We start from the raw sequence: 17,461 nt of genomic DNA, 5'->3' as shown, positions 1-17,461 counted from the left end.
TAAGTCAATCAACGTAGTTAATTTACGTAATTAATTTACGTAATTAAGCGTTGATCGAAACGATTTGAATTTCGGTGTAATTTTGACGATGGCCTTGATGCTTCTGATAATGCTTACGACGACGCATTTTGAAGATCTTGACTTTATCGTGGCGACCTTGCGCCAATACCTTAACCGACACCGTAGCACCTTCGACCAATGGAGCACCAAACTTAATGGTGTCGCCAGCGCCAACTGCAAGCACTTGATCAATAGTGAGTTCGGTGCCAATGTCTGCAGGTATCTGTTCTATTTTAAGTTTTTCGCCGGCAACAATCTTATATTGTTTGCCACCGGTTTTTATGACCGCGTACATATGAAACCTCATCGAAATGATTGAAGACTATTAAAAAAAATTCTTTCCTAAAACACCATATTCAGCGACGGTGGTGCATAAAATCGCTGGGCGGAATCGGGAGAACCTGAGATTGTACATGGACTTGGCGCTTTCGTCAAAAACTCTTGACAAGTGTGGAATTTGCCACAGTTCCATGCTTCCCTCCGGCAACTCAGCACTAATCGGGCCATTGGCAGGCTTGCAAGGACAGACTCACCAGCAGCGTAGCGGCCTTTTTCATATAATGGCGGTATTCTGAACTTTTTTAAGGTATTGCCATGAGCGATGTACAAGCGTGGATCAAGGAAACCGTGACCAGCAACCCAGTGGTGCTGTTCATGAAAGGAACCGCGCAGTTCCCACAATGCGGCTTTTCCGGCCGCGCCATCCAGTTGTTGAAAACCAGCGGCGCTGAAAACATCGTCACCATCAACGTCTTGGAAGACCCGGTCGTGCGTCAAGGCGTCAAGGATTACTCCAACTGGCCTACCATTCCGCAACTGTATGTTAACGGCGAATTCGTCGGCGGCTCGGACATCATGAATGAGATGTTTGAATCCGGCGAACTGCAAACCCTGTTGAAGGCCTGAGACCGCAAGTGGTCCCGGCCAGCCAGCCGCAGCGCCGCCTGATTGTCGCCATCACCGGCGCCACCGGCGTGATTTACGGCGTGCGGCTACTGCAGCAGCTGCGGGAAATACCCGGCGTCGAAACCCATCTGATGATTTCCGATGCCGGCGTACTCAACCTGCATCAGGAACTGGAGATGCGCCGCAAGCAAGTCGAAGCGCTGGCGCACGTGGTGCACAACGTGCGCGATATCGGCGCCTCCATTGCCAGCGGTTCGTTCCAATCCGACGGCATGATCATCGCGCCCTGCTCCATGAAAACCCTGGCCTCGGTGGCCCATGGCCTGTCAGACAATCTGATTGCGCGCGCCGCCGACGTGGTGCTCAAGGAACGCCGGCGCTTGGTCCTGATGGTGCGTGAAACGCCGTTCAACCTGGCGCACCTGCGCAACATGACCAGCGTCACAGAAATGGGCGGCATCATCTTCCCGCCGCTTCCGGGCTTTTATCACCGGCCGCAAAGCATCGCGGAAATGGTCGACCATACGCTGGGGCGGGTGCTGGATCTTTTTGCTGTCGAGCACACGCTGACGCCACGCTGGAATGGCTTGAAAGCGGAATAAAAAAACGGGCAAATTGCCCGGTTTTTTATTGGCCGCGCACCCTCAACGATTGTTGCGCCCTGCCAGCCATGCGCTACGCATCGCCGTGCCGAGCGCCGGCTTGGCTTCTGCATCGAGACTGACTTGCGGCGCGCTGTCGGCCAGCAGACGGACCCTGAAAACCAGCAATTCGTCGCGCCGGAAAGCGTGGACCATGATGGTGTCGCCAACCCGGTAACGCGCCAGCAAGGTATCCAGCTTGGCCGGTACCCGGATCCCGTCAATCGCCACCAGTACGTCGCCGGCCGACAAACCGGCACGGTGTGCGGCGCCGCTTTCATACACATTCGCCAGCTTGCATTCACCGCCACTGCTGACCGCACGCACTCCCAGCGACGGCTTGCCCGGCTTGCGCCGGTCCGCCACCAGCACGCCAGTCGGCGCCAATAATTTCGCCAGCGGCAAATCATCGGTTGCGCGCACATAACGGTCAAAGAAACGTTTCAGCTTGAGGCCCGTCACTTCGTCGAACAGTGCTTCGACTGCCGCCTCGCTGACACCCCGTCCGCTCAAGGCATTGTCGGCATAAAAATCGCGGCCATATTTTTGCCACAAGGCGCGCATTACATCGTCCAGCGATTTCTTGCCCTTGGTTTCGGCGCGAATGGTCAGGTCCAATGCCAGCGCCACCAGCGACCCCTTGGTGTAATAACTGACGATTGCATTAGGCGCATTTTCGTCCTGGCGATAATATTTGACCCAGGCGTCAAAGCTGGATTCCGCCACGCTTTGCTTATGGCGGCCGCTGCCTAGCAGCACGCCATTGACGGTCTTTTCAATCAGCTTGAAATACGCCTGCTGATCAATCAGCCCGCTGCGCAGCAGCATCAGGTCGTCGTAATAACTGGTGAAGCCTTCGAACAGCCACAGTAGCGGCGTATAGTTTTCGACTTGCAGATCGTAAGGCGCAAAAGCCGCCGGCTTGATGCGCTTGACGTTCCAGGTATGGAAATATTCATGGCTGCAGAGGCCGAGGAAAGTCCGATAGCCGTCGCTCATCTCCGCTTGGCCCTTGACCGGCAAATCGGCGCGGGCGCAAATCAAGGCGGTCGACGCGCGATGTTCCAGGCCGCCGTAACCGTCGCCCACCGCCAGCGTCATGAACACATAGCGCTCCATCGGCGCCTGCTTGGCGAACTTGCTGCCGGCCGGCTCGAAGAAGGCAATCTGGGTTTCGCAGATCTTTTTCAGATCGGCGCTGAGACGCGCCAGATCGAGATTCGGCACATTGCCGGTAATCGCCATGTCATGCGGCACGCCATGGGCCTTGAAACTGAGCAGCTGGAAAGTACCCATTTCGACCGGATGATCGATCAGTTCGTCGTAATTGATGGCGACATAGCTGCCAAACGATCCACGCTTGGCTTTCAGCGTCGGCAACGCGGTGGCGATCCGCCATGTTTCATAAGCGTCGCCTTGCGGCCGCTGGATATCCACGACGTGCGCCACATTTTCCTGGCCGATCACGCGCAAGAATACGCTGGTGCCGTTGAAGAAGGCGTGAGTCTGGTCCAGATGCGCGGTACGCACCGACAGATCCCATGCATACACCTGATAGTGCAAGGTCAGCGGGCCGTCGCACGGCGCTGCTTGCCAGGAGTGCTTGTCAATTTTTCTGAGGGCGATCTTGCGGCCGTTCGACTCGGCGCGAATCTGTACGATGTTGCGCGCAAACTCGCGGATCATGTAGCTGCCCGGGATCCAGGCCGGCAAAGCGACGATCTGGCCGACCGCGGCTGGTTCCAAAATCGTCAGCGTCACGGCAAACAGATGCGCCGCCGGATCGGCGGCAACGATGCTGTAACGGAGACCACTGCGAGCGGATTTAGCGGCTGATTTACTTGTATTTTTTTTCATCTTTTATCCCCGGACATTACCGGCAATTACGGTCAGCATCAGCGCCGCTACCGCGACGCAGGTCAATTTAAAACGCAGCTCGATAAACCAGGTCGGCAAGCCGTACCAGGGAAACAGCCGCTTGTCGGCCTGATAGGCTGCGATGAATCCCGCAATCAGCAAGGCGAAACCGAAACCGCCAGCCATGGTCGAGAACCATGCAATGATAGTCGGCGCCACGCCCCAGATCAGGGCTTTGCGGGTATGGTCGGCGGACAGGTTGGCGCGCAACACTACCGCGCCCCAATGAATTCCGCCCAGAAAAGAAAGCGCGGCGATGCCATAAGCCAGCTGGCCGCGGATGAAATCGCGCAGCCAGTCGGCGTTGACCAGCCAGCTCGCCAGCGTCAGCAGCACGAACGGAATCAGCCCGGCATAACCGAGTAAATGAATAATGCGTTTGTTCAGGAAATGTGGGTTCATCTGGAGGGTTCGTCAGGGAAACGTCGGGCAGACCGCATGGAAGCGCGGGCCGCTCACTTTAATAGCTGCGCAAAAAGACGCTAGTGTAGCGGGATTGCGCGGATTCGGACGGCCCTCCGTGGTAAGGCGAGCAAAACGCTCGCCGATTCCCCGCTTCAAGCCGAGGATTGTCGTATATCGGCGACGGTGTCGATATCCTGATGTATACCGGGATCATCCAGCGCCAGCTCGCATACCGGATGCGATTGCAGCAAACTGCGCGCGCCCTGATCGCCACGCAAGGCCAGCAAGCGTGACAGGTGCAAGCGGCTGAAACCGACCGGATTGCCGCGCCGCCCCTGATAGGTCGGCGCAACAATGTCGGCGCCCTCTTGCAATGCCGACGCCAGGGCTCGAAAAGTAGCGCTTTGGACATAAGGCATGTCGGCCAAGGCGATGATCCAGCCGGCAGCATCCGACGTCTGCTGCACACCATAAGCCAGCGACGCCGCCATGCCGTCATCGGCAGTTTCGCATTCCACCCAGGGATACTGCGCGACTTGCGCTATCTGATCATGTACGCCCGGCCGCAACACGATGCATAGCGGAAGCGCCACGGCCAGGTTGGCTGCGGCGCTTGCCAGCACGGTCCGGCCGTCTGCCGTCGGCAGCACTTGCAGCAATTTACTCTGCATGCCGGTGGGATCGAAACGCCGGCCCCGGCCGGCGGCCAGCAACAGGCCGACGATCCGGCCGCTGTATCGAGAAAGATTCTGAGAGAGATTCATGGCGGAAATCGAGCATGCCGGAAAGCCTGGCCAGTACTGTAGGATTAAATTACTTCAGGGAAGAAAATTTGGCTTCCATGGTTTTGGCATCGATCCAGCCTGGTGTACGCGAGCCGTCGGCAAAGATAATCGTCGGCGTGCCGGTTACGTTCAGCTTTTGACCGAGCGCCAGGACTTTATCGTTAGGCGCCTGACAAGATGCGGGCGCGGCGGCAGCGGCCTTGCCATCGACCATCATATCGGTCCAGGCCTTGTTGCGGTCGGTGCTGCACCAGACGTTTCTCGCCTTGACCGACGAGTCTTCCGCCAGGATGTTGTAGAGGAAGGTGTAAACAGTGACGTTGTCGACTTCCTGCAAAGTGGTCTTGTGGAAGCGTTTGCAATAGCCGCAGTTAGGATCTTCAAACACCGCGATCACACGCTTGCCATTGCCCTTGACCTTCTTCATCGCCAGGTCCAGCGGCAGATCCGCGAACTTGACCTTGTTCAACTCGTCAACCCGTTCGCGGGTGAAGTCACGCGAAGACTGGGCATCCACGATGCGGCCCACAAACACATACTTGGCAGCGGCATCGGTATAGAAAATATCGCTGCCGACACGGACTTCAAACAAACCGGAATACGGCGTCTTGGTTACTTCATCCACCTTGGTGCCATCGCCCAGACGCGGCTCGATCAGTTTCTTGACTGCCGCCTCCTGCAAAGTTTCGGCACCGGCAACGGTCGCCCACAGACCTAGCAGGGCGACCAGCATCACGCTTATTTTCTTCATTTCCATTCCAGTTATTCGGTTGTCCGACCCAAAGCGTGGGTCATCAGTTGTCGTTTTAAGACCGGTATCTTGTCCAGCAAGTTCAAACCTGCGTTGCGCAACAAACGCAGCGGGCCGAAATCAAACCCGAACAGCCTTGCCAGGCCATCGGTAGTCATTTGCATCAGCAATATTTCTTCCTTGCGCGAACGCGCGTAACGCGCCAACAAGCGTTCATTGCCGCAATCACGATGCGCACCGCGTTCGGCCAGCACCTGGATCAATGCCGCCACATCGCCAAATCCCAGGTTCATGCCATGTCCGGCCAGCGGATGCACCACGTGGCCGGCGTCGCCGATCAGCGCCACCCGCGGCGCCACCAGAGCATGGGGTTTGAGCAGCGACAAAGGAAATGCCTGGACCAGCTCTGGCTGCAACGGCTGCAATTGCCCCAGCTTTTCGCCCGCCAGCGGCGACAGGCGGGCGGCCAGTTGCGATAACGGTTCTTCCAATAATGTCAGCGCCAACGCTTCCGGCGCCGACCAGACCAGGGAAACGCGCTGCCCGGGCAACGGCAGCAAGGCGACGATGCCTTCGGTTTCGGTAAACCATTGATGCGCGATGCCGTGGTGCGGCCGTTCGCAGGAAAAATTGGCGACCACGCCTCGCTGTTTATAGGAGCGGTAATCGATCCCGATTCCGCACTGGCTGCGCACCCAGGACTGTGCGCCATCGGCGCCGACAATCAAAGCCGCACTGATAGCGTCGCCTGACTCTAGCTGCACAGTCACCGCGGCAGCATCGATTTGCATGCTTTGCACGCGGCCGTTGAGCACACGCAGATTTGATGCAAATTTAAGCGCGGCATCCAGGGCCTGGTTGAGATTTCTGTCCTCGATAATCCATGCCAGGGCGTCAACGCGCGCGCTGTAGGCATCGAATACGAGATTTCCCGTGTTACTGTCGGTCCCGCCTTTGATCGACATGCCGTCAACCGCGGCAACCCGCGCCATATCCAACGCATCCCAGACTTTAACGGTCGATAAGAGGGTCCGCGCGACATGGTTCAGCGCATAGACCCGCGAATCCCAGGCATCAGCCATGGTCGCTGCAGCAGTTGTCGCCATTCCCACCAAGGTGACGCGCAAACCCATTTGCGCCAGGCCAAGCGCCGCCGCTTTACCGACCGCGCCATTGCCGACAATACAAATATCGCACTGATGTTTTACCATCGGCGATGCGCCAGCATTTTTCGACATTGATCCGATATCTTTCATGCCGCCATTATAGCGATTACGCTCACAAGAGCCTGCGAACGCCATTAAATAAGGGCCGTAAGCGCCGCCCGGCCCCGCTGGAACCGCTTGAATTGCGCTCCGCAAAGTTTTTTAAAAAAAATCAACAAGGGGCTTTGCGGATTAAAAATGTTTTGCTATACTCCTGTCCCTTGGCCTGGTAGCTCAGTCGGTAGAGCAGAGGATTGAAAATCCTTGTGTCGGTGGTTCGATTCCGCCCCGGGCCACCAAATTTGAAGCGGGTTAGCGGTGAAAAGCTGCTAACCCGCTTTTCTACAATTTGGAATGCTTTTCTACAATTCAGACGAGAAGAGCGATTGCCAAAAGCAGAGATACCGTCAATGGCCCAACTACCTAACGCTGGCGAAATTTACGTCACCACGAAGTCCCAACAGGAAGATTCCTCAATAAATCCGAAGATTGGCACTCGCTATCTGGTTGAGGATGTTTTTGCCGAACAAGAAGACCACAACGATGATTTCTTTTTAATCACGATTGTTGAAGAAAACAATTCTGATGATATGTCGGAAATGTCTATAGAACTCGATCCGGACGAATGGCGTAACTTCATCAGCTTGTATGGAGCAGAAAAAATCGCAGCATAGGTTCGGTTTTTAGCTCGTAGATGATAGCCAGAGTCGACCAATTGAATGAAGGTACTGACGACCAGCCACATTTAGCCGGTCGTATCGTACTTATCTGACAATATCTTTTGATATCCTCTTCAGAGGCTTGACCAGATCCCCACGGCGTTCACGCGTATATATTTCAGTCGTACTACGGCTTTTATGTCCTAATAGACTTTGCGCGTGCGCTAAGTCTTCAATATCCGTCGCCGCTTTAGCCCGCAAATCTCGAAACTGAAAATTGACGCCAGCAAGTTCTCGTGCCTTGTCAAATCGGGATCGCAATGCAAAATAAGTTAGGCGCTGACCGCTAGGATCTTGCAACAGGGCTAGATTTTTGGCATTTCGCTGCTTAGACATAATCCGGGCTATCGTAACAGCCAAGTCCCCCTCAATTGCAATTCTGAGTTTTTTCCCTGTCTTATTTTGAGCGACGGATAGCAGACCATCGGCTATGTCAGTTACAACTATTTTTAGCACATCTGCCGGACGCTGACCGGTACATAAAGCCATGTCCATAGCATCTTGCACAGTAGGATGAGCGAAAGCCCATACTGCGGCATATTCGTCATCGGAAACGTATCTGTCTCGGGCCTTTTCTTTGTGGCCTTTGATCCCGGTGCAAGGATTCGTGATATCCGTGTATCCCCACGATCTGGCATGATTGAAAATCGTACTAAACAGCGCCTTTTCACGGTTAGCGCGAACCTTTGACTTCTCTCCTCGGATACGCAAATATTCGGCGATATCGAATGGACGAATACTATCTATTGCCACATCTCCAAAAACGGCCTCGAGAAGCGCGCAATATTGGGTGTAGTCCCGTTGAGTATGTGGTCGAAGTGTCGGCAGCACCTCGCGTAAATAGCGCCTGGCTATAATGGAAAAAGATTTATCGTTAGTCCCGACTGGCTCACTTTCCAGCTCTGCCCACTTCCGTCGTGCCTCATTTAGATCGTTGCCCAATGGCGTCCATTTTCGTGGCAACGTGCTTGAGACGTGGTAATACCTTCCAGATTTTAGATTCATCCGAGGCGGTAAATTATGATTGCCTGTACGCTTGCGTCCCATATTTAATTACCGTCCCTTTTTGCGGTTTAACGCCTGAAAATTTGGCCGAACTGTAGTGGAAACCAATTCAACCGCTTGTCTATATGCAGATGCGCCAAGGCGAGATTCAAAAAAACTTCGTGCAACCTTTGGGCGCATCTGCGCAGTGACCTCAAATTTCCAGTTGTTCCGACGCAGCCAATCAATCTGCCGAGAGTTATAAACATAACCAGTCAGTTCACGCAATTCATCTACCGTTAGGAACATAGAACCCTCCTATGGCTTTGAGTCTGACGCGGGCTTATTCGGTGGCATCGATCGTTTTGGCAGCAGTTGCTGAATTGAGATTCGATGGCGCTCACATGACCACAGGCGGGACACTGAAATCGCGGCTCATTTTCAAAATTGCATAAGTACAGTTCTGCAAATCTGATGGCGCTGAAATCCGATAATGTTGCAGCCCAATCCGTCCCGATGAACGAAGGCGAGCCGACAGGATCGGAAGTCAGGATGGCCGATACAGGAACGGCGCGAAAGCAGCCAGGCATTAAATGATCCACCTCAACCCAGGCATGCAATTCACCGTTGCCCAGGTCGCGCCGGAGGTCGTTGACGTAGCCAGCCTGGATGCCTTCGTCGGTGTCGAATGTGACGCGGTCCCGTAGTTTCACAGTGATAGGTTGAATGGGCTTATTCATGGAAAGCCCCCAGGAGCAGGCCGACCAACAGCGCAACGAGAATGAGCAGAGCCGTGAAGAATGCCAGCACCCCGTGGTAGCGGATCTTGCTGCGTATCAATGCCGGCTCGATGATCTCGGCGATGCCCACCAGGGCGAAGGCGATGAGCGAATTGAGGCACACGTACATCATGGTTTTCATAGGTCGTTCTCAGTCATAAAAATTCGTGGGTAGGGACAGGCGTGGAGAGCGGCCCAGATCGCAATCAGGCGCTTCCTGGCTGTCATGTCGTTGTTGTCGTAGGCGGATGTTTCCAGCTTGGCCATGCGTTCCCGTTCGCCGTTCCTGGCGTCCGCAAAATCCTTGGTTTCCCGCTCCAGATCCTTCGACTTTCTTTCGATGGCGGACCAGTCGGTCGGCTGATAAGCGGGTTGCGGATTCTTTTCGATGAAAGCAGCAAGCCGGACGGCGATGGCTGCCGACTCTTCCTGCGTTAAAACCGAAGTCGATATTTTCTTTTTAGATTTTTTCGTACAGTTATTTACACCAGTCCAAGGAAAGTCAAAAACAGCTGCCTTGGCAGCGCCGACGACTGTCCATTGATAACGGACCGATTCGTACACCGCGTGAGGATTCCATACGTGATAAATCCCGCATGGCTTGTCCATTTCATAAGTCGCGTACTTGCCTTCGATCACGGTCAGGCGCTTGGCGATTTTCACCAATCCCTTGCGCCCGACTGTCGGGCCTCCCTGCGCCAGCAGATAGTCGCGGAAGGAGGCTTGCTTGATCGTCTTGATGGTCTTGACGCGCTTGCCATCGACAACATTGATTTCGGTAGCCTTGATGCTCTGTGCAGCCTGCCACGCCGCTTTCACCGCCTCGGGTGCATGCAGGATGCTTTCGCTTTTTACGCGCCGTAGCTCGCGCCATGGACCGATAGGCGCGCCGCCGACCTGCTGAAATTGTCGGATGCCCCAGGTCTGCGCCCAATAGCACACGCGCTGGCTGGGCGTAATCATTTCATCACCGACCAGATCGTCAGTCACAACGTAGGTACGACCCTCTTCCCGCATGTGGTGATCGCCCACATTCGCCCCGTCAATATTCTTGGCAATGTATTTGGCGATGTAACCAGCAGCAGTGCCTTTGCCTGCCTCAATACGCACCAGCTTCACGCGATTTTTATCCGCACCGCGTTCGTTGCCATCTTCAAGCAGCGCATAAGCTGAAATGACAGCCTCGTAGCGTTCCTGGTGTTCAGGCGGCACAAACATCAGCATGTGCCAGTGTGGGCAACCATCGTGGTGTGGCTCGGCAATGCGGATGCCATACGCGTGAATGCCATCCCGGTGCAGCTTGGAGCGTATGCATTTCCATACGTCGCACAGGTACGCCTGTGCATCGCGTGGCGTCGGCTCCCCGAACTTGATGTAATTGGGATTCGCTTCACCGCTCTTGCTCAAGACTGCGTGATACTTCGACGGCGCGGTGATCGTGGCGAAGACGCCGACATGACCCATATCAAAGGCGACTTCTTCGAAACCACGGATGCGCGTCATCAGTTCGTCACGTCGAATCGATTTATTGGCGGTCCCGAGTGCGGCCAGTTCTTCCAGGCTATAGGTTTGGCCGTTTTCATTTTGCATTTCAATCGACGCCAGCAGCTTGGCATTCTGCTTGTTGCGACGGCGTTGCCGGTAGGCAGTTTCATTGCTGACATACGCGCCAGTCTTGAAGCTGGTGAAGCCCAGGCGGATCGCCATATGTTCGCAGCGGCGTGCATGCGCCTTACGAATGCCGCGATGCCACCAAGCCTTATCCACGGCACGACGGATGATCTCGACCTCTTCCTTGCCTGCCGGTGGCGGTACTTGGAGACGATCACAGACCAGGCGTATGGCTGACACAATAGCGTCCAGGGATTGGAGATCGGCGCAAAGCTGGTAGCACTCACGGGCGGCGCTGTCTGCTGCCTGGTAAATCGCACCATCGGACGCGTCGAGCGGCAACAATTGCTGCTCGGTCCAGATTTCGTCGATGACGTCGACCTTGTGTTCGTGCTTCTGGTAGCCGTCGCGGGCGAACAGATCGCGCAGAGCGCGGCCCATGCGCCGTGGAAGGCCGGTAATGCCTTCGGTGGAGTAAAAACGATAGCTCATTGTTTCGCGGCAATGCCGTCCGATTCGTGACCAGGTGCTGGAAACTGGCTAACCACTTCGCCGCCTTGGGCGCAGCGCAGGACAATTTCCAGTTCCTTGATGAGGCGGCGGGCCTCGCAATGCATCTTGCCGCGTTCCAGGGCGGTCAATGATTGCAAGGTGGCCTCGCTCTTTTTAGCGTCCAGGTCGGCCATCCACATAATCATCTTGCGTACACGCGGCGAGACGCGCCGCCAATGTGCTGCGCGGATGGATTCTTTGTCGCCGGCCAGGACGACATAGGCGTGCTGCAAGTGTGTATGCGCGATGTCCTGGTGCATGGCTTGAATTCTTCCGGCCATGGCTTAGCCTCCAATCAAGCCAACGGCGTTCAACAGCGGACCAGCCATCAGCAGGACACAACCGAGGAAGGCAACACAGAGGTCGAGAAGGATTTTTTTCATGCCGTCACCTGTTCATTAGTGACCAATTCGCCTACGTTGAGGGAGTGCAGGCCAGCTTCGAGATGCAGTACCAATTGGTGTGTACTGCCATCCTCAAATTGGAAGAGGATTCGCTGAACCGAAAATATTCCAATGCCATCGAGGTGACGTGCTTGTACTGGCTTGACCGTAATAGTTTTCAGCTGGGTGAAAATAGTTTCTACTGACATGTTTGACCTTTCTTCAGGGTGAGCGAATCCCGCACGTCTGAATACAGACGTTGCAGATAACAACAGGAGGGATAAAACGAACTAGCTGGGGACTACGGCGGCGCTAGGTTGCGAGATGTCGTCATGGGCGGCTCACAGTGTCAGCGCTAATTGATTGGCGCAGGCATTGCGGACATGCTGCGACACGTGGATACGGACATCAGGGTTCGGAATAGCCGACATCGACAAGGTGCGCAACACTTCCAGGCTAGCGACGAAAACGTGTCCGCATTCCGGGTTCTGGCACATGTAGGTGATCTCTTTCATCATGTCCGACATGGTGCGGCTCTTGGCGGCGCGCACACGATGATGGCAATGAGGGCAAGGAATGCTGATGACTCTCATGAGGGCTTCCTGTCTGCTGGGTACAAGGCACGGCTTCTGCCGGATATTTGGCGCGACTGCTTATGCAAACGCACGCTTGCAAGCCATTCTGTTGCCTGTTTCAAGCTGGCAACGAAAATGAACCCGCAAACCGGGTTTTGGCACGTGTAGGTGATCTCTTTCATCATGTCCGACATGGTGCAGTTCTTCGCGGTAATCACGTGATGGTGGCAACGTGGGCAACGAATGCTGATAACTCTCATGCGAGACCGATTATCGTGATTTAAAGGCTAGTTCGCGCTTGTAGCTTTCAAGGCCGCGTAAGACCATAACGCGCAAAAACCAAGTATGTGATTTCTTTTCGTTGGTGGCGTACTGCTTGATCTCAACCATTTCATCAGTCGTAATGCGGACGTTGCGTGGCATGGAAACTGTTCCATTGGGAAGACGCCTGTCTTTTGGCAAAATTTGCATGGTGTTATGATGTGTAGTAGCTAAGAATGGTGTAATTATGTGTATTTGAATACACAAAGTCAAGGAAATATAGTGTCTTTTAACGCGAATTGTGGTGAGCGACTACGCGAAGAGCGAGATCGTTTAGGATTTACGCAACAAGAAATGGCGGATCGCATGGGCGTGCGAAGGGAAATGTCGAGCAAGTATGAACGTGGGCAGGCAGCACCTGGTGGTAATGCTCTTACTGAGTTCGCGGCGGCTGGTGGTGACGTGCAATATGTCTTGACCGGACAGCGCTCGAATAACGCCATGTCGCCAGATGAAAAAGAATTGCTCACGGGATATCGCGGTTTGGATATTCGCGGCAAAGCTGGGGTTCTGGGAATGATCGACGGCATGAGCGACCCGAAACAACCTCCTACTGCCACTGCTCCCGCCATTGTCAACCACGGTGAAGTCGGTCAGCAAATTACAGGTGGCATCAACGCACCACAAACTTTTTATATGGGTAGCGACAAAAGAGCTAACGATAAGAAGTCCAAAAAAAAATTGGTCAAGTAATCTCTGTTTTTGGCGAAACATTAACGCAACATACATCGGCCAGCAGGTTATGGGCAATGTGCTCATTCTTGCTGATGGCCTTGATGCGATCAAACCGACCATATCCGAACTATTCGCCAAGCAAAAGGTAAGCGTTACGCGCTATTTCAAAGCACAGTTCGGAATGCAATCGATAACACTTGTAGCGGTGCTGATGAACGGGAACGGGCCGTGGTCTCGCTTGTCCGCTGAGGAAATACCTCGTACAGATCGATATTGCGGTTTCAATCAGCAAAATTATCCTGTTGGCGCGCTCATCAAAAGAGCCAATGGCACGTACACGGAATGTTTTCAGGACAACCCTGATACACGCCCTTATTGGGGCATGGAATCCCGGATCCGCTCGCGTTCGTCGCGGCTGACGTAACTTCGCGCTATTCACGCATCGCAAAAAAAATCAATCAAAATTCAATGAAATTTAAAGAAATAAAATCAACTCAATTTAAATCGGACTCAATCGATGACGACGAATATGTTCAATACAAATCGACGTCAAACCGTTTGCGCGCCAGACAATTATTACGCAATGTGCTGGTGGTCATTGCGCTCGGTGCTGGCGGCGTCGTGATAATCAATAAGAAAGCGGATGCGACCGTAGAACCCTATTGTCGTACGGTGAGTGGAGATTATTCGGTGGGCTGGATCATTCGAAGCGTCAATGGCGAGTATCGTGAATGCTTGCAGGATAGTCCGACAACACCTCCGTATTGGGGAGAAGAAGCTCGCTCCCGTTCACGTCCAGAGTGGCGAATCTAAGCTGCCATTAACGTATTACAAACAATTCATCGAAAGTCAAAGAAATGAATATTTTCAAAATAGAATGGCGGATATTACGCTTGACCGTCTCGTTTAAAATCTCGCTCGGTAGACGCTACTACTATGTTGAAACTGATGAACAGGACGACTGAGGCGGGAGGCAGATTCTTCTCGTTACATCATCCTCCGGCGTTGTTTTCTTTAATGACCTCGCGCCGCTCCCGAATTTTTCCCCATTCAAGTTTTGCAGCGCGTGCAGCAGTTTGCTTGTTGGCGTAGACGTGCTGCAATGTCTTTGTACTGGCCGTTGCGCCTGCGGCCGGCACCGCATGTTTTCCCTTACCGGTCGAGGGGGAAAATTCCTGACCGGTCTTCTTGTTGGCAACATTGCGCCATTTGGCGTACACGCCGGTAATGCCGGGATCTGGATCGACCTCATCCTCGCGCTCGACTTCCGCTTCCTCTGTGCGGGTCTCCAGCTCGATGCCGCTGGTAAAGCCGGCGTCGCTGATGCTGTGCCTGACCTTGACCGTTAGCCACTCCTGATTATCGATATCGGTTTTGAATCCAACCACTTCCACAGGCGATTGCGGCATCAGCGCCGGGGCGCCAATTGCTAGCGACAACTCCAAGGTGGCGGCGCCGCGCTGGATGCGCTGCCACTCTGCCACGGCGGCGGCGCGGGCATCAGCCTCATTGGCATAGGTTGTACGCAGTCGCTTGCTGTTGCCTGGTGCGCCGGCAACGACACTGCGGCGCAAGCCATGCCGGTCGTCATGCCAGAACACGCGCACACCGCTGTAGCTGTCACGCTCGGCGCTATGGTAGCGATGCCTATCTCCCAGGTTGCGCGTGATACGGATCACAGGCAGGTCGCGGCCCGAAGCCGTCTTGCTGCGGCCCGCCGGCATGAATAGTAGCGTGTCATTTTTGACAGTCGCGGCGACATCGTATTTCTTTCCAAGCCGGCGCAGGAATGCCGCGTCGCTCTCCCTGGTCTGGTCCAGATGCGCAATTTTTATCCCCCGCAGCGCGTCGGCAATGCCGGCTTTCAGCTCCTGCTGAAATGCGATCACCTCAATCACCGCGCCCAGAGTCGTGTCGTGGAAACTGCGCTCGACGGGTTGGCGGAACGTGTCGATCAGGCTGGCCGTGCGTGCGCGTAGCGTCAACACATCCGGCGCGCCGCTATGCTCGATCTCATCGACGGTAAATATACCCTTGTCGACCAGGCCGGATTCTTGCCAGCCGATCTGGACATTGATCCTGGCACCCTTGGCCGGCAGAGATAACTGGCCGTCCGTGTCCGACAGGGTAATACTCAGTTCATCGGCGCTGTCGCTACGACACTCGTTCAAATCGAGACTCACCAGGCGCGGCGCAAATTTCCCCGTAATGTCCTGACCATCCAGCGTGATCTTGAAGGCGGGAATTGGATAGTCCATCAGAACAGGCTCCGCATGCTATTGGCGACATTGTTAAACGTCGACACGCCGGTGTTGATGGCATTGCTCACGCCATTGCTGATGCCCTCCAAACTGAGCATGTTTTTGATGCTGCCCAGATCACCCAGGGTATTCAATAGGCCCAGCACTGATTCATCGGTACGCTCCAGCGTGATGGAGAACTCGATCTTGCCGGCGTCGCCATCCTGCGCCAGCACTGTCCTGCCCTCGGTCATGCCGGTGATGACATACGAACCCAGAATGCGCCCGGTCCCGGCAATCAGAATCCACGATTTACCCGTATCGCCCATCAGGCGCAAGGCATCAAGCGAATACACGCTGCCGGTCAGCTCCGGCGCAATCCAGCCGGACAGCGTGATGGTGTCGTCACCCTTGCCAGTGAACTGACGGGCGTTGCGGGCGCCGACCCGCGACGTGCTCGGGTGTTTCCAGTCGGTTTTACGCTGCAGCTCCTGGTAGGCCAGGGTCGGCAGGCTAAAGACAAACATGCCCAGGGCCATCATCATGATTGGTCAATCCTTAAAAGTGATTGTCGGACAGGCTGGAGCGAATACGCGCCGCCTTTTCTCTATCTCGCTGCTCCATCGCCAGCATGACGGCGCGGGCAATGGCTTGTTCGTCCATGCCTGGCCCGGCCGTAACCGAGATCGTGATCGTGTCGCCCTGGATCACCATGCCGGCGCCTGCTGAACGTGACACCTGCGGCGCAATGGGTGGGCGTGTATCGAAGGACAGCGCCGGCATGGCAGTTGCGCCGATGGCGATGCCGGCGCCGAGCTGGGTCAGCCGTTTGGCAAGACCGCTGACCTGGCCCAGCGGCGCATCCTGTCCGTTTTCGATACCGAGCGCCAGCCCCTCCGTAATGAATCCGCCGAATCGGCTAAAGACACGGCTGGGACTGTGGATCTCCTGCTCCTTTGCAAACGTGATGCCGACCATGGCCCCCAGCTGCTTGATTTTGTCTTTCAAGATGCCAAAGCCGGACGAAATACCGTTTACTAATCCCTGGATGATATTGGCGCCGAACTCGGTAAATGTCCCCGGCAGTTCAATACCAAACCAGCTCATCACCCCGGCGAATGCCTGGTAAAACAGTCCCAGCGGCGACCAGTTCACAATCAGGGCGCTAACGCCGCCAATACCGCCGTCGAAAGCTGTTTTGACATCAGCCCACAAGCCGCCGGCAAAGATCTTGATGGTTTCCCATGCACGATTGAACCGCTCGGTGATGCCGTCCCACAGATCGCTAAAGAACGCTTTCAGGGGCTCCCAATTTTTATAGATCAGGAAAGCCAGTACCGCAATGAGGGTAATCAGCAACACAATCGGGTTCGTCAGCAAGGCGCGACCTAGCCACAAGACAGTTTTACCAACTGCCATGAAGCCACCGCCAATGCCGCGCAGGATCGGAGATAACACACCGCCGGCTATTCCCATCTTGGCGAACAGCACATGCAACATGGCATAGGGACCGATCAAGGCCGCCAGGGCCAGCATCAGCGGCCCCAGCACCACCAGGATGCCGGCAAGAATGCCGAAGCCTACAATCATGGTCTTGGCCGTAGCCGGGTTGCGTTCCATGAAGCCATTTAAACCTTCCAGTGCTTTTGTCACGGTCTCGATGGCGCTGGAATACAAGGGCAGGATCTTCTCGCCCATGGTCAACTGCAGGTCGGCCAGCTTGGCGTGCGCGTCCATTTCCTTACCGCCGGCCTGTTCGCGGGCCAGCGGTTCGAGCTGGTCGACATCGTAGGCGCCTTCGTTCAATTTCCGGTTCTTGTGGATCTGGGCGCGCTGCAAGTACATGTTCGCCATCAGGTCGCCAGCCTTGCGATTGGTAAACAGGCTGCCGATGGTGTCGAGTACTTTGGTGGGCTTGGTGATGCCGTTCTTCGCCAACTGCGGCAACAGGA

The 17,461-nt window shown here is 55.0% G+C and carries 23 protein-coding genes, 1 tRNA gene and 1 pseudogene; 7 read left to right on the top strand and 18 right to left on the bottom strand.

The annotated features are described in order from the left end of the window. Nucleotides 1–43 precede the first annotated feature (43 nt). Nucleotides 44–355, bottom strand: a complete 312-nt coding sequence (gene rplU / locus ABI171_RS23565) for a 50S ribosomal protein L21 (protein ID WP_038493216.1) — start codon at nucleotides 353–355, stop codon at nucleotides 44–46. A 299-nt stretch (nucleotides 356–654) separates the two neighbouring features. Between rplU and grxD the strand changes: the two genes are divergently transcribed. Both grxD and ABI171_RS23555 read left to right on the top strand, forming a co-directional pair. Beyond that, nucleotides 655–966 (top strand): Grx4 family monothiol glutaredoxin, encoded by a 312-nt coding sequence (gene grxD / locus ABI171_RS23560; RefSeq protein ID WP_348094981.1) that lies wholly within the window; start codon nucleotides 655–657, stop codon nucleotides 964–966. A gap of 8 nt (nucleotides 967–974) precedes the next feature. Continuing rightward, complete coding sequence (locus ABI171_RS23555; RefSeq protein ID WP_348094980.1) at nucleotides 975–1,568, top strand: UbiX family flavin prenyltransferase; 594 nt, start codon at nucleotides 975–977, stop codon at nucleotides 1,566–1,568. Nucleotides 1,569–1,610: 42 nt separating this feature from the next. Here the strand turns inward: ABI171_RS23555 and ABI171_RS23550 are convergent, their stop codons facing one another. The 5 genes from ABI171_RS23550 to ABI171_RS23530 form a co-directional block, all read right to left on the bottom strand. Further along, complete coding sequence (locus ABI171_RS23550; RefSeq protein WP_348094979.1) at nucleotides 1,611–3,464, bottom strand: M61 family metallopeptidase; 1,854 nt, start codon at nucleotides 3,462–3,464, stop codon at nucleotides 1,611–1,613. Nucleotides 3,465–3,467: 3 nt separating this feature from the next. Further along, nucleotides 3,468–3,926 (bottom strand): DUF3429 domain-containing protein, encoded by a 459-nt coding sequence (locus tag ABI171_RS23545; protein WP_348094978.1) that lies wholly within the window; start codon nucleotides 3,924–3,926, stop codon nucleotides 3,468–3,470. 155 nt (nucleotides 3,927–4,081) lie between these two features. After that, the gene (locus tag ABI171_RS23540; RefSeq protein WP_348094977.1) at nucleotides 4,082–4,693 is read right to left on the bottom strand and encodes a nucleotidyltransferase family protein; all 612 of its coding nucleotides are present in this window, start codon (nucleotides 4,691–4,693) and stop codon (nucleotides 4,082–4,084) included. 49 nt (nucleotides 4,694–4,742) lie between these two features. After that, nucleotides 4,743–5,465 carry a DsbC family protein gene (locus tag ABI171_RS23535; RefSeq protein WP_348094976.1) on the bottom strand — a complete coding sequence of 241 codons (723 nt, stop codon included), beginning with the start codon at nucleotides 5,463–5,465 and terminating at the stop codon, nucleotides 4,743–4,745. Nucleotides 5,466–5,476: 11 nt separating this feature from the next. After that, the gene (locus ABI171_RS23530; protein WP_348094975.1) at nucleotides 5,477–6,703 is read right to left on the bottom strand and encodes a UbiH/UbiF family hydroxylase; all 1,227 of its coding nucleotides are present in this window, start codon (nucleotides 6,701–6,703) and stop codon (nucleotides 5,477–5,479) included. 190 nt (nucleotides 6,704–6,893) lie between these two features. On the opposite strand from ABI171_RS23530, the gene ABI171_RS23525 reads away from it, so the two are divergent. Both ABI171_RS23525 and ABI171_RS23520 read left to right on the top strand, forming a co-directional pair. Beyond that, nucleotides 6,894–6,969 (top strand) — tRNA-Phe (locus ABI171_RS23525). Between the two features lie 111 nt (nucleotides 6,970–7,080). Continuing rightward, entirely contained in the window at nucleotides 7,081–7,344 is a 264-nt protein-coding gene (locus ABI171_RS23520) for a hypothetical protein (protein WP_348094974.1), read from the top strand. A 90-nt stretch (nucleotides 7,345–7,434) separates the two neighbouring features. On the opposite strand, the gene ABI171_RS23515 is transcribed toward ABI171_RS23520, so the two are convergent. The 9 genes from ABI171_RS23515 to ABI171_RS23475 all read right to left on the bottom strand — a co-directional run bounded on the left by ABI171_RS23515 (nucleotide 7,435) and on the right by ABI171_RS23475 (nucleotide 12,696). After that, complete coding sequence (locus ABI171_RS23515; protein WP_348094973.1) at nucleotides 7,435–8,331, bottom strand: tyrosine-type recombinase/integrase; 897 nt, start codon at nucleotides 8,329–8,331, stop codon at nucleotides 7,435–7,437. Nucleotides 8,332–8,672: 341 nt separating this feature from the next. Continuing rightward, nucleotides 8,673–9,113 (bottom strand): hypothetical protein, encoded by a 441-nt coding sequence (locus ABI171_RS23510; protein ID WP_348094971.1) that lies wholly within the window; start codon nucleotides 9,111–9,113, stop codon nucleotides 8,673–8,675. Then, nucleotides 9,106–9,294, bottom strand: coding sequence for a hypothetical protein (locus ABI171_RS23505; RefSeq protein WP_348094970.1), 189 nt, complete (start codon nucleotides 9,292–9,294; stop codon nucleotides 9,106–9,108). The genes ABI171_RS23510 and ABI171_RS23505 overlap by 8 nt, the downstream gene beginning before the upstream one ends. Continuing rightward, nucleotides 9,291–11,255: a replication endonuclease gene (locus ABI171_RS23500; RefSeq protein WP_348094969.1), complete on the bottom strand. Its 1,965-nt coding sequence runs from the start codon at nucleotides 11,253–11,255 to the stop codon at nucleotides 9,291–9,293. The genes ABI171_RS23505 and ABI171_RS23500 overlap by 4 nt, the downstream gene beginning before the upstream one ends. Continuing rightward, on the bottom strand, nucleotides 11,252–11,596 hold the full coding sequence (locus ABI171_RS23495) for a hypothetical protein (RefSeq protein ID WP_348094968.1): 345 nt from the start codon (nucleotides 11,594–11,596) through the stop codon (nucleotides 11,252–11,254). Before ABI171_RS23495 ends, ABI171_RS23500 begins: the two co-directional genes overlap by 4 nt. Nucleotides 11,597–11,694: 98 nt before the next feature. Next, the gene (locus tag ABI171_RS23490) at nucleotides 11,695–11,907 is read right to left on the bottom strand and encodes a hypothetical protein (protein ID WP_348094967.1); all 213 of its coding nucleotides are present in this window, start codon (nucleotides 11,905–11,907) and stop codon (nucleotides 11,695–11,697) included. 132 nt (nucleotides 11,908–12,039) lie between these two features. Then, complete coding sequence (locus ABI171_RS23485; protein WP_348094966.1) at nucleotides 12,040–12,291, bottom strand: ogr/Delta-like zinc finger family protein; 252 nt, start codon at nucleotides 12,289–12,291, stop codon at nucleotides 12,040–12,042. After that, complete coding sequence (locus ABI171_RS23480; RefSeq protein ID WP_348094965.1) at nucleotides 12,288–12,533, bottom strand: ogr/Delta-like zinc finger family protein; 246 nt, start codon at nucleotides 12,531–12,533, stop codon at nucleotides 12,288–12,290. The genes ABI171_RS23485 and ABI171_RS23480 overlap by 4 nt, the downstream gene beginning before the upstream one ends. Before the next feature lie 10 nt (nucleotides 12,534–12,543). Next, nucleotides 12,544–12,696, bottom strand: a complete 153-nt coding sequence (locus tag ABI171_RS23475) for a hypothetical protein (RefSeq protein WP_348094964.1) — start codon at nucleotides 12,694–12,696, stop codon at nucleotides 12,544–12,546. Nucleotides 12,697–12,816: 120 nt separating this feature from the next. Here ABI171_RS23475 and ABI171_RS23470 point away from each other — a divergent pair, with 120 nt between their 5' ends. From ABI171_RS23470 to ABI171_RS23460, 3 genes are read left to right on the top strand one after another with little or no spacing between them, the layout of a single operon-like run. Next, on the top strand, nucleotides 12,817–13,287 hold the full coding sequence (locus ABI171_RS23470) for a helix-turn-helix transcriptional regulator (protein ID WP_348094963.1): 471 nt from the start codon (nucleotides 12,817–12,819) through the stop codon (nucleotides 13,285–13,287). Nucleotides 13,288–13,336: 49 nt separating this feature from the next. Continuing rightward, nucleotides 13,337–13,693 carry a hypothetical protein gene (locus tag ABI171_RS23465; protein WP_348094962.1) on the top strand — a complete coding sequence of 119 codons (357 nt, stop codon included), beginning with the start codon at nucleotides 13,337–13,339 and terminating at the stop codon, nucleotides 13,691–13,693. 44 nt (nucleotides 13,694–13,737) lie between these two features. After that, nucleotides 13,738–14,082: a hypothetical protein gene (locus ABI171_RS23460; RefSeq protein ID WP_348094961.1), complete on the top strand. Its 345-nt coding sequence runs from the start codon at nucleotides 13,738–13,740 to the stop codon at nucleotides 14,080–14,082. Between the two features lie 179 nt (nucleotides 14,083–14,261). Here ABI171_RS23460 and ABI171_RS23455 read toward each other — a convergent pair whose 3' ends face one another. From ABI171_RS23455 to ABI171_RS23445, 3 genes and pseudogenes are all read right to left on the bottom strand, one after another. Beyond that, nucleotides 14,262–15,527: a contractile injection system protein, VgrG/Pvc8 family gene (locus ABI171_RS23455; protein ID WP_348094960.1), complete on the bottom strand. Its 1,266-nt coding sequence runs from the start codon at nucleotides 15,525–15,527 to the stop codon at nucleotides 14,262–14,264. After that, nucleotides 15,527–16,054, bottom strand: coding sequence for a phage tail protein (locus ABI171_RS23450; protein ID WP_348094959.1), 528 nt, complete (start codon nucleotides 16,052–16,054; stop codon nucleotides 15,527–15,529). The genes ABI171_RS23455 and ABI171_RS23450 overlap by 1 nt, the downstream gene beginning before the upstream one ends. Before the next feature lie 13 nt (nucleotides 16,055–16,067). Then, a pseudogene (locus ABI171_RS23445) lies at nucleotides 16,068–17,461 on the bottom strand (phage tail protein); the annotation flags it as partial.

Origin of the sequence: Collimonas sp. (assembly GCF_039923675.1) — a bacterium.
Lineage (GTDB): Bacteria > Pseudomonadota > Gammaproteobacteria > Burkholderiales > Burkholderiaceae_D > Collimonas.
This window is presented reverse-complemented; position numbering and strand designations above follow the sequence as displayed.

Coding starts and splice junctions, on each gene's coding strand:
- ABI171_RS23550 (WP_348094979.1), bottom strand. CDS start 3,464: ATGAAAAAAAATACAAGTAAATCAGCCGCTAAATCCGCTCGCAGTGGT.
- ABI171_RS23495 (WP_348094968.1), bottom strand. CDS start 11,596: ATGGCCGGAAGAATTCAAGCCATGCACCAGGACATCGCGCATACACAC.
- ABI171_RS23490 (WP_348094967.1), bottom strand. CDS start 11,907: ATGTCAGTAGAAACTATTTTCACCCAGCTGAAAACTATTACGGTCAAG.
- ABI171_RS23450 (WP_348094959.1), bottom strand. CDS start 16,054: ATGATGATGGCCCTGGGCATGTTTGTCTTTAGCCTGCCGACCCTGGCC.
- ABI171_RS23520 (WP_348094974.1), top strand. CDS start 7,081: ATGGCCCAACTACCTAACGCTGGCGAAATTTACGTCACCACGAAGTCC.
- ABI171_RS23475 (WP_348094964.1), bottom strand. CDS start 12,696: ATGCCACGCAACGTCCGCATTACGACTGATGAAATGGTTGAGATCAAG.
- rplU (WP_038493216.1), bottom strand. CDS start 355: ATGTACGCGGTCATAAAAACCGGTGGCAAACAATATAAGATTGTTGCC.
- ABI171_RS23500 (WP_348094969.1), bottom strand. CDS start 11,255: ATGAGCTATCGTTTTTACTCCACCGAAGGCATTACCGGCCTTCCACGG.
- ABI171_RS23535 (WP_348094976.1), bottom strand. CDS start 5,465: ATGAAGAAAATAAGCGTGATGCTGGTCGCCCTGCTAGGTCTGTGGGCG.
- grxD (WP_348094981.1), top strand. CDS start 655: ATGAGCGATGTACAAGCGTGGATCAAGGAAACCGTGACCAGCAACCCA.
- ABI171_RS23540 (WP_348094977.1), bottom strand. CDS start 4,693: ATGAATCTCTCTCAGAATCTTTCTCGATACAGCGGCCGGATCGTCGGC.
- ABI171_RS23455 (WP_348094960.1), bottom strand. CDS start 15,527: ATGGACTATCCAATTCCCGCCTTCAAGATCACGCTGGATGGTCAGGAC.
- ABI171_RS23480 (WP_348094965.1), bottom strand. CDS start 12,533: ATGAGAGTTATCAGCATTCGTTGCCCACGTTGCCACCATCACGTGATT.
- ABI171_RS23485 (WP_348094966.1), bottom strand. CDS start 12,291: ATGAGAGTCATCAGCATTCCTTGCCCTCATTGCCATCATCGTGTGCGC.
- ABI171_RS23530 (WP_348094975.1), bottom strand. CDS start 6,703: ATGTCGAAAAATGCTGGCGCATCGCCGATGGTAAAACATCAGTGCGAT.
- ABI171_RS23510 (WP_348094971.1), bottom strand. CDS start 9,113: ATGAATAAGCCCATTCAACCTATCACTGTGAAACTACGGGACCGCGTC.
- ABI171_RS23545 (WP_348094978.1), bottom strand. CDS start 3,926: ATGAACCCACATTTCCTGAACAAACGCATTATTCATTTACTCGGTTAT.
- ABI171_RS23465 (WP_348094962.1), top strand. CDS start 13,337: ATGGGCAATGTGCTCATTCTTGCTGATGGCCTTGATGCGATCAAACCG.
- ABI171_RS23460 (WP_348094961.1), top strand. CDS start 13,738: ATGAAATTTAAAGAAATAAAATCAACTCAATTTAAATCGGACTCAATC.
- ABI171_RS23505 (WP_348094970.1), bottom strand. CDS start 9,294: ATGAAAACCATGATGTACGTGTGCCTCAATTCGCTCATCGCCTTCGCC.